This is a genomic window from Coleofasciculus sp. F4-SAH-05 (assembly GCF_040222985.1).
Lineage (GTDB): Bacteria > Cyanobacteriota > Cyanobacteriia > Cyanobacteriales > Coleofasciculaceae > Coleofasciculus > Coleofasciculus chthonoplastes.
Genome location: NZ_JAVKBY010000022.1, coordinates 1 through 9,603 on the forward strand (window position 1 = coordinate 1; position 9,603 = coordinate 9,603).

At 45.4% G+C, this 9,603-nt stretch carries 10 protein-coding genes; 5 read left to right on the forward strand and 5 right to left on the reverse strand.

What is annotated here, in order from left to right; all coding sequences use genetic code 11:
* Positions 1 to 156 precede the first annotated feature (156 nt).
* A complete protein-coding gene (locus RIG27_RS02480; RefSeq protein WP_446342098.1) occupies positions 157 to 306 on the reverse strand; it encodes a hypothetical protein in 150 nt (49 codons plus the stop codon).
* 72 nt (positions 307 to 378) lie between these two features.
* Positions 379 to 1,257: a hypothetical protein gene (locus RIG27_RS02485; protein ID WP_446342100.1), complete on the reverse strand. Its 879-nt coding sequence runs from the start codon at positions 1,255 to 1,257 to the stop codon at positions 379 to 381.
* Between the two features lie 63 nt (positions 1,258 to 1,320).
* Between RIG27_RS02485 and RIG27_RS02490 the strand changes: the two genes are divergently transcribed.
* Together RIG27_RS02490 and RIG27_RS02495 are read left to right on the forward strand one after the other, a co-directional pair.
* The gene (locus tag RIG27_RS02490) at positions 1,321 to 1,890 is read left to right on the forward strand and encodes a hypothetical protein (RefSeq protein ID WP_446342102.1); all 570 of its coding nucleotides are present in this window, start codon (positions 1,321 to 1,323) and stop codon (positions 1,888 to 1,890) included.
* 19 nt (positions 1,891 to 1,909) lie between these two features.
* Positions 1,910 to 4,600 (forward strand): CHAT domain-containing protein, encoded by a 2,691-nt coding sequence (locus RIG27_RS02495; protein ID WP_446342104.1) that lies wholly within the window; start codon positions 1,910 to 1,912, stop codon positions 4,598 to 4,600.
* Positions 4,601 to 4,849: 249 nt separating this feature from the next.
* Here the strand turns inward: RIG27_RS02495 and RIG27_RS02500 are convergent, their stop codons facing one another.
* A complete protein-coding gene (locus tag RIG27_RS02500; RefSeq protein WP_446342106.1) occupies positions 4,850 to 5,146 on the reverse strand; it encodes an element excision factor XisI family protein in 297 nt (98 codons plus the stop codon).
* A 44-nt stretch (positions 5,147 to 5,190) separates the two neighbouring features.
* Entirely contained in the window at positions 5,191 to 5,427 is a 237-nt protein-coding gene (locus tag RIG27_RS02505; protein ID WP_446342108.1) for an element excision factor XisH family protein, read from the reverse strand.
* A 226-nt stretch (positions 5,428 to 5,653) separates the two neighbouring features.
* Here RIG27_RS02505 and RIG27_RS02510 point away from each other — a divergent pair, with 226 nt between their 5' ends.
* Together RIG27_RS02510 and ureG are read left to right on the forward strand one after the other, a co-directional pair.
* Entirely contained in the window at positions 5,654 to 5,884 is a 231-nt protein-coding gene (locus RIG27_RS02510) for a hypothetical protein (protein WP_446342110.1), read from the forward strand.
* 177 nt (positions 5,885 to 6,061) lie between these two features.
* A complete protein-coding gene (gene ureG, locus RIG27_RS02515; RefSeq protein ID WP_446342112.1) occupies positions 6,062 to 6,664 on the forward strand; it encodes an urease accessory protein UreG in 603 nt (200 codons plus the stop codon).
* Between the two features lie 191 nt (positions 6,665 to 6,855).
* Here the strand turns inward: ureG and cobJ are convergent, their stop codons facing one another.
* Positions 6,856 to 8,778 (reverse strand): precorrin-3B C(17)-methyltransferase, encoded by a 1,923-nt coding sequence (gene cobJ / locus RIG27_RS02520; protein ID WP_446342114.1) that lies wholly within the window; start codon positions 8,776 to 8,778, stop codon positions 6,856 to 6,858.
* Between the two features lie 290 nt (positions 8,779 to 9,068).
* On the opposite strand from cobJ, the gene RIG27_RS02525 reads away from it, so the two are divergent.
* A complete protein-coding gene (locus RIG27_RS02525; RefSeq protein WP_446342116.1) occupies positions 9,069 to 9,497 on the forward strand; it encodes a caspase family protein in 429 nt (142 codons plus the stop codon).
* The last annotated feature ends 106 nt before the right edge of the window (positions 9,498 to 9,603 follow it).

Genomic DNA, 9,603 nt, shown 5'->3' on the forward strand with positions numbered 1-9,603 from the left:
GACTCCACCTTTCACCCCGACATTTTAAAGGTGCGATCGCAGTTAGCAATCCGGTGGATTTTGTTATCGGGTTTCAGGTTAATCGGAACATCTGATATCGGGACAGAAAATCCAATGTAGGGGCGGGTTTAGGGATAAAATTAATGGAGTCACTCATCATCTTTCAACAAAACCCGCCCGACTCCACCTTTCAGCCCGACATTTTAAAGGTGCGATCGCGGTTAACAATCCGGTGAGTTTTGTTGTCCAATTTGCAATTAATTGATTGTCTGGCGATGGGGGAATGGGCGGGTTTTGTTGTTCCATTATCGGTGACTAGCTGGATTGATTACCTAAACCCGCCCCTACATCTAACTTTTTGGACTTTGGACAAACAAATTAATTCCGGGAGGTTGGAGGACTAAGGATCATTAGTTGATCGCCTCCATCACTTTCATACATCATCACAACAGGTGGACTCAACGTGCGATCGCGTTTATCGGGTAAAGCTGGAAAAATGTAAAAATAACCGTCGCGATCAGTGAGTAAGCGCCAGACTCTTGGGGTTTCTGGATCACTGGTATCAGTGAGTTCTTTACCCAGAAGTCGTTGATATAAATCTTGGTCGCCGATAATCCGGAAACCGGAAGGATTGACCAAGGGATTGTCCAGTTTGCGTCCCAGAGAAACGGTGTTGTCTGGGGCAACAACGGTGATAATCGGTAGGGTTGAGGTTTCGTTAACCGCATCTAACCAAGCATCGGTATCCGCTTGCCATTGGGCTAACCAAAATAGTGCGGTTAATGCCCATAAAACAATCACAATTTCGACGGTGAGAGAGCCTAAAAATTGCAGGGAATTAAACTGAGTTGAACTAAAGTTAACCAAGGATTGTATCCCTTGGGATAGCCATGCATTGGGGTGTTGTCTGGCGTAATTGAGGAGAGGCGATCGCACTCTTTTGGTTAGTGTGGTGAGACTCGCCATCACCGGATTTTGAATCAGCCAGAGGGTGAGGTGAATCGCCGTAGCAGTGAGAATAAGCGCGATCGCAGTCCGGATAATGGCGAAGGGAGAACCAAACAGGGCTTGGAATGCAGCGATATAGAAGGATTCAAAGGGTAAATTGAGGGTGGAAACCTCAAGGTTGAAAAAGCTAAAATATGCCCAACGGTATGTCCAACCCGTAAAGTACAACCCCGCACCAAGTAAAACGACGAGACTGGTAACTTTGCCTAATAGGTTGGGTTCGTTAGGATCAGGAGGAGTGGAAACCACAGACTTTTCACAGCGCTATTCATTTCAATCATATTACGGGGTTTTAGGAGTATCACCAAAGCGATGAAAACGGCACTGAATATCATTACCTTGACCCTACTGGTTTCAAGTCTTGGACTGGTTGGGTGTAGTGAAACCACAACCAGCGAACCCAGAGAAATTGCTGAAGCACCTAGCACCCAAGCGGAACTGTTACCCATATCGCTACCAGAGACAGCATTAGTGTCGCAAAAACCTAACGGTTCGATGAGTGGTCAATTAACGGCGCTGAGTGAACAGGAGTTAACTATTTCTCAGAAAGATACCTCGCTAACGTTACCTGTGAGTGAAGTGAACTGGATAGAATTTCAGGGGGATGCGTGGATTCGCGATCGACAAGGGCAAAGGGTGAGGAAGTTTCGCGGAGAAAATGCCTCGACAAAGGGACAGCAAGTGTGGCAAGGAGTACCGATTGCCGCGTTTCAACTGCAAAATCCGGAAACGGCGAGTTTGAGTTTAGGGACTGTTTTAAGCAATGAGGATTTACAAGATATTCTCTCGATTTCTCAAGATAGTGTCTATATCGTGGATGTGATTGAATTTGATTCGTCAGGGCGAACGATGACGATTAAGGCAACGCCGATTGACCGTTAGGTGTAGAGGTTTGGGTGCTATGCGGCAAATTTTACCGGGTGTTTTAGCGATCAGTCTGGGCTTGGTTCCTGTAACTATACCATTGATGGTTCAGCAAAGTTGGGCGCAAACCCAGGATTTACAGGCAGAATTGGATGTTCTTTTAGACCAAGCTGATCAGCAGACAGAACGATGGCAATATGAACAGGCAACAGCAACCCTCCAACAAGCCTTAGATTTAGCACGAAAACTGAAAAATAGACAGCAGGAAGCGTTGACACTGGATACAATTGGTGTTAATTTGTATCAGCTTGATCAGCACCAGCAAGCCCTGGATTATTATAACCAAGCCTTACCCATTCGCCGGGAATTAGGCGATCGCGCAGGTGAAGCTGATACTCTCAATAATATTGGTGCGGTTTACAATGACATCGGACAACCACAACAGGCATTAGAATACTATAACCAAGCCTTACCCATTCGTCGGGAAGTGGGCGATCGCTCAGGTGAAGCCGATACTCTCGGTAATATTGGTGCGGTCTACAATGACATCGGACAACCACAACAGGCATTAGAATACTTGAAGCAAGCCTTACCCATTAACCGGGAAGTGGGCGATCGCTCAGGTGAAGCCGCTACTCTCGGTAATATTGGTGCGGTCTACAATGACATCAGACAACCACAACAGGCATTAGAATACTTGAAGCAAGCCTTACCCATTCGTCGGGAAGTGGGCGATCGCAAAGGTGAAGCCACTACTCTCAATCATATTGGTGGGGTCTACAATGCTATTGAACAACCACAACAGGCATTAGAATACTTGAAGCAAGCCTTACCCATTAGCCGCGAAGTGGGTAATCGCCCAGGTGAAGCCGCTACTCTCAATAATATTGGCGTGATCTACCATGCCACGGGACAACCGCAGAAGGCATTAGACTACTATAACCAAGCTTTACCGATTCATCGGGAAGTGGGTAATCGCCCAGGTGTTGCCATTACTCTTAGTAATATTGGTGCGGTCTACAATACCATCGAACAACCGCAACAGGCGATTACTAAACTTAAACAAGCTGTGACTATTACCCTAGAAATGCGTCAGGGTTTACAACGAGAAAATCGACAGTCATTTTTACAAAATGAGCCAGGTCGTGTAATTGCTCTAACGAACCTATTGATTGACCAAAATCAACCCAAACAAGCTTTTGAATGGATTAACCTTTACAGCACAGCCGAACTCGCTGATTACACCCGCCTCGTTGATGCCCAAGTGAGTAATACCCAAGCCCAAAAATCTCTAGACCAGTGGAATCAAAAAAATCAGCAATTAGAAATTCTCCGCCAGCAATTACAAGCCAACTTTTCTGAGGAACGCTCCCGCCAATTTCGGGAATTTGAGGCACAAGTTAACCAAGAAGCGGAAGACATTTCTCGCCAGTATCCCGAAGTTGCTGAACTTTTAGAAACCACACCTGATGATCTTGAGCAACTCCAAGCCAGTATTCCTGATGGTACAGTAGTTATTCAGCCCGTCGCGCTGCCCAATCTCAATAATATCGCCATTTTTATCCTGACCAAAGACCAACCCATCACGGTTAAAAAAGTTCCCGTCGATCTGGATAAACTAGATACCCTAATCACTGACTACCGAGAGATATTGCAAAACCGTTATGCCACAGGATTCCGCGACACGGGTAGCGAACTCTACGATTTATTAATTCGTCCCATTGAAGATAAAATTCAGGCATTATCTCCTAACCAAATTGCCATCATCGCCACAGGTAAATTGCGCTATATTCCCTTTGAAACCCTCTACAATCGAGACACAGGTGAGTTCTTAATTGAAAAATATCCCATAAATTATTTCACTCGCTTAAGTGTAAATTCGCTGCAATTGAAAAACAAGGGCAATTCAGTAACATTCCAAATGGGGAGTTTAACCCTTTTAAGGGTTACTACAACCCTAGCAATGTTATTACTTTTTGGTATCCTGTTTTTCAAGGTTAAGGTTTCCAGAAAGAAAGGATACCAATTTTGGATATTAACTCTTTTAAGGGGAGCGACACCCCTAGCAATGTTGTTGCTTTTAGTCATTCTTTTTCCCCAATGGAAACAACGTGGGGCGTTAGGATTAGGGAATCCAATCCCGGAAGAACCCTATAATTTACCGGGTGCAGAAGCTGAAATCAAAAATCTACCCAACCTCCTACCTGGAAGTGAAATCTATCTGGGTAACGACGCCACTGTCGAAAGATTCAAATACCACGCCTCTCGCTTCCCAGTTATCCACCTTGCCACTCACGGCTGTTTTGAAGCCGAGGGTTGCTGTTTGGGAGAAGAGGAAGACTGTAATGGTGTACGCCGCATCGATATGGAACCCAACACCCTCCTATTTGCCGATGAACCCTTCAACATCGCCAATGCTGCACGATTAGGCATGAAAAATACAGAACTTCTTGTCCTCAGCGCCTGTCAAACCGCTTTGCGAGAAGAATCAGACGGGCGAGAAATTGCAGGTATTGCCTACTTATTTGAACGGGCAGGTGCTAAAGCAGTGATGGCAAGTTTGTGGAATGCCGAGGATGAAACAACATCCGAAATTATGACCCAATTTTATCAAAATCTCAACCAAGGGATGAGTAAAGGAGAAGCCCTGCGTCAGGCAAAACTCCAGCAGATTGATCGTCATCCCTTCTATTGGTCACCTTTTATTTTAATTGGTAATGCCCAATAAGTTAAGTTGGTTCGTAGTGAGAGCTTTAGCTCTCTCCAGCTAGGCGTTAAAGCACGCTTTGTGCTTACTACAAACAAAGTCCTATTTTAATCCGGTCACGCCAATACTGGACTGACCAAGCTAAAATTGTGGAATAGATTTAACGTTTAAACTGGGCGCAAGCCTTGCGCCCCTACAATTCTAATCCACCAATTAAGGTGAGTCACGCCTACGCTTGTCCATCAGCCAGCCTCTTTAATCCTGCTGCTTTTAGCCCACGGCATAATCAGTCATTTCACGCATGAAAGGAGGATAAAACCCTAGCACAATATCTTGTTTTGGCACACCCAAATCGACTAATTCTGCCGCAATATCATGCTCCGTTGAATTGTAAAAAATCCAGATTTTCTCATTCTGAATATCCAGATGCATTAAACAATGATACACCCAGCGCCTATGGTGCCAACCTAGATGCACAATTTGATAGTGATTTCGCTGCGTATCAAAGATTGTCTCTACCTCGAACTCACCATAAGTCGGCTTAACTTCTGCATAATCTATCAACAATTGCTACATAATTTGCTGATACTTGATTACTTTATCCGTTAGTTCTACCATTGTAAAATTTCCTCCACTTCAATATTGTAAACTATCATTTTTATAGTATTTTCTTGCAGCATTGATGCGGAAAAATCAAGTTGAAATAAACTGTTATAGGTTAGATCTGGCACGGCTAGATAGAGAATGCGATCAGGTTCTTCACGACGCAATGCCGCCCGATAGTTAATAAACTGAGTTGGTGCTGTATGAAACTCTGAAATTGCCGATGCACTAGTAATCTCTTGCATTGGGGAACCGTTCATCGCTCTCCTACGGTAGCATGGGGTTACAATGATTGTGATGTGTTGCATCCCTACTGGCGTGGCACACCTAATTTGTTTGTAGTGAGAACTTTAGTTCTCTAACGCCTAGCTGGAGAGGGCTGAAGCCCTCACTACGAACGACTGGTAAAGAACTATCTAGATCATCTAAGCTAGGACTACTATCTATGGTAACGTTTGCAGCAAAAACAAAATGAAAGGTAACTTAACATCACCAGACTGGGCAGCACAATTCCGCCGCAATATTCTCGCACACGGAACGTTTTACAAAGCCCCCTATTTCCTGATGGTTTTTCTCGATCGCTTCTACTTATGGACGTCAATATGGATCAAAGCATTGATTGATATGGGTGTCTCCTTTGTGCAGCAAGTCCTAAATATCCAACTATTTCAAGATGATTCAGGATGTATACTTGTCTGGTGACGTAACTATCGCCGGATACCTTCGCCAACGTCAATGAACAAAAGATGGGCGACGGATTATCGACTATCGCCTCTTTCATGATGTGATGCCATCTGAGTGAACATAACTCGAAGACCAGAAAAGCCGTAAAAATAATAGTAAATTTATAGTTAATAAATCACATCTCAAACACGGTTGATGAATACATTTCGCGTTGGTATTGCCGGACCTGTAGGTTCCGGAAAAACCGCTTTATTGGATGCTTTGTGTAAGGCGATGCGGGCATCCTATCAAATTGCTGTTGTCACCAATGACATTTACACCCAGGAAGATGCCCAGTTTTTGGTAAACTCTCAAGCATTAGAGCGCGATCGCATCCGGGGTGTGGAAACGGGAGGTTGCCCGCATACGGCGATTCGGGAGGATGCATCCCTGAATTTAGCGGCAATTGAAGAGTTAGAACAGAAGTTCACCCCCTTAGATTTAGTCTTCTTAGAAAGTGGGGGGGATAACCTAGCCGCCACCTTTAGCCCAGAACTCGTCGATTTGACCCTTTACGTGATAGATGTCGCCGCCGGTGACAAGATTCCCCGCAAAGGTGGACCGGGAATCACTAAATCGGATTTATTGGTGATTAATAAAATAGACCTAGCGCCAATGGTTGGAGCTGATTTGGGTGTTATGGAACGAGACGCCAAAAAGATGCGAGGTGATAAGCCATTTGTATTTACGAATTTAAAGACTCAGGAGGGATTAGCAACCGTGATTGATTTTATCAAGCTCCAGATGGGGGTGTCTTGACAAAGGCTGTTTAATTTGCTACGAAATCCGGTGAGAGAACCGGAGATAAAAACATTCAGTAGTTAGCCTGTCCCTATCCTACCCTCATCTATATGTATGGCATCACCAAGCTATGGAAAAATGTACCCTTGCTCCCCCATCTTCCCCAGTTTCAAGAGCTTCCCCTCACCATACCACTTATTCAGCAGCCCCTAAGTAGAGTAACCGTTAACGGTGTATCCCCGTGGTGTAATCATCCAATCTCCGTGAAGACGGGTACTTTGATTGCCAATGAGTACAGTGGTCAGCATGTCAATGGGAATATCGAGTAATTTGTCAAGTGTGGAAAGGGTGATTTCTTCATCCTCTCGATAAGCCGATCGCACGATCGCGACTGGGGTTTGGGGAGAACGGTATTGAAGTAAGATACGATGGGCGATTGTCAGTTGTTCGATGCGGGTGCGCGATCGCGGATTATATAAAGCAATAACGAAATCGGCTTGGGCAGCAGCATTCAGGCGCTTTTCAATTACATCCCAAGGCGTCAACAGGTTACTTAAACTAATCGCACAAAAATCATGCATCAGGGGCGCACCCACGCGAGACGCCGCTGCTTGCAGGGCGGTAATTCCGGGAAAGACTTGTACCCTTGGTGTCTTCCCATCCCATCCTTGGGCTTTTAGTTCCTCCAACACTAATCCTGCCATCCCATAAATGCCACAATCCCCCGATGACACAACCGCCACCGTTAATCCCCACTGGGCTAACTCAATCGCCCGTTGCGCCCGTTGGCGTTCTTGAGTAATTGGCAGGGATTCAATAATTTGTCCGGGATGCAGAATCGGGGAAATTAAATCAATATAGAGAGAATAACCGATTACCGCATCAGCCTGAGAGAGTGCCGTTTTTGCGGCTGGCGTTATTTGGTCTAACTGTCCGGGTCCCATACCCACCAACAACAGTTGTCCAATTCTACCCGTATATTCTCCTTGGGCTACAGCAATCGCCACCGTCACCGCCCCCGGCTGATCATCTGCCCGCACAATTTGTTTTTGCACCAGTAGGTTCGTAGTCGGCACTTTAGTGCCAGAAGCGCTAAAGCGCTGACTACATACCAAGGCGGCGGCTTCTGCCACACTAGGAGTCCCCACTGCCTGATTCACCACCGTTGACGGCGTAGGCACCGTTACCGATCGCAAAATCTCCGCTGGAAACGTTCGCAAGGGAAAATTATGGGCTTGACAAAATTCCACCAATCCCGTTTCCGAGGCTTTAATATCAATGGTGGCAATTCCCGCGATCGCACCTAGGGCTAGATGATACCGTTGACAGGTTTGAATTATCGCCGTTTCGATTAATTCTCTGGATGTTCCCCGTTCACAACCAATCCCCACCCATAATACCCGTGGATGCCATTGCACTTTGGGCAGATCAGAGTCTGGAGAAAAGCGACGCTGAGTAAAACTAATCCAAATCCGGGCATTAATTGATGAGGGATTAGCTGAATTAGCATCAACCGTCTCTTCGTCAGCATCGAAAACAAAGGGATGTCCTGAGGGGAGGTGATTTTGCCACAACCTAGAACCCACCTCTTGGATTACCTCAACCCGTTCACTTTTAGCTACAGCGGCGCTGACACCCGTCCAATCTCCCTCACCCCGTTGCCAACCGAAGGGAATGCCTACCATATCGACAGCAGGTAAATTTAATCCTGTAGAACCCCCAGTTAAAATAGGAGTCGCCCCTAGTTGCAAGGCAATCATCCTTGTCAATTGATCGGCTTTCCCTTGATGTCCACTGCATAAACTAATCACAAACTGCCCAGTTTCATCGATAACGATAACCGCTGGATCAGAGGATTTATCCTGTAAAAGTGGGGCAATAAGGCGCACTACCGCCCCCGTTGCTAATCCAAAAATAAAAGCGCGATGATTTTGCCAAAGGGAGGCGATATGGGATTTAAGAGAACCCTGATAGAACGATACTGTGGGAACATTATTCTGTTCAGAGGGATGAAGAGACTCAGGCAGCCACAACCTTGCCCCGGCTGTCTGGCACAGAGGCTGTAGGGTTTGGGCGGCGGTAGGAGTGGTTGCGATCGCAACTAGGGGATGAAAGTCTTGAAATAGTAACACAGGTCTTTATAATATCGATCTAAAGTTTCTGGGTATAAGACTAACTCCTTAAAAGCGGGTTTTGGGAAAATATTTTTTTTTTGAACTATTGACAAATGTGGTGGTTTTCTGAGATTATTATTTCATAATGGGAAAATGTGCCTACCTATAGGGTCAATTTTATTCCTATTCAACAGAACTTCTGATCTTCTAAGTAATTCTCCTAATTGTCCTGACTAGGAACAAAATCTCTGAATCAGTTAAATACGCCCGGAAAACGGGATGCTGCTGACAGGGATTGACGACTTCTTATGAATCGACAGGCTTTGATCGTTGGGATTAATACTTACGATACTCAGCATCTGAAAAACTTGACATCACCAGCAAAAGATGCTGATGCGATCGCGCAACTCCTGATTGATCGCGGTAATGTCGAAGTCAGGCGGCTTCCGGCTTTCACTTTCAACACACCTGTCGATGTAACCACCCCGATTCGAGTTACCCTGACTCAACTTGAAGCCGCATTAGTCCAACTCTTGTTACCAGAAGGAAACACAATTCCCGATACGGTTCTGCTGTATTTCTCTGGCTATGGACTCTGCAAACACCAAGATAGACCAACCAGTTTCTTAGCCACCAGCGATATTAACCCAAATCGCGGTAACTGGGGATTATCTCTGTCATGGCTGCGTGATTTGTTGCAACAGTGCCGATACCAGAAAAGTGCTGCAATGCATTAGTCATAAGACAAAAACAATGTACGGTCGGGCAGACCGAAACATAGAGATTAATCTCTAAACGCTTAGGGAGACAAGCCCTCTGGAGTTATCTAAATTAGGCTCAATA

Coding starts and splice junctions, on each gene's coding strand:
- RIG27_RS02480 (WP_446342098.1), bottom strand. CDS start 306: ATGGAACAACAAAACCCGCCCATTCCCCCATCGCCAGACAATCAATTA.
- RIG27_RS02490 (WP_446342102.1), top strand. CDS start 1,321: ATGAAAACGGCACTGAATATCATTACCTTGACCCTACTGGTTTCAAGT.
- RIG27_RS02495 (WP_446342104.1), top strand. CDS start 1,910: ATGCGGCAAATTTTACCGGGTGTTTTAGCGATCAGTCTGGGCTTGGTT.
- RIG27_RS02505 (WP_446342108.1), bottom strand. CDS start 5,427: ATGCAAGAGATTACTAGTGCATCGGCAATTTCAGAGTTTCATACAGCA.
- RIG27_RS02510 (WP_446342110.1), top strand. CDS start 5,654: ATGAAAGGTAACTTAACATCACCAGACTGGGCAGCACAATTCCGCCGC.
- ureG (WP_446342112.1), top strand. CDS start 6,062: ATGAATACATTTCGCGTTGGTATTGCCGGACCTGTAGGTTCCGGAAAA.
- RIG27_RS02525 (WP_446342116.1), top strand. CDS start 9,069: ATGAATCGACAGGCTTTGATCGTTGGGATTAATACTTACGATACTCAG.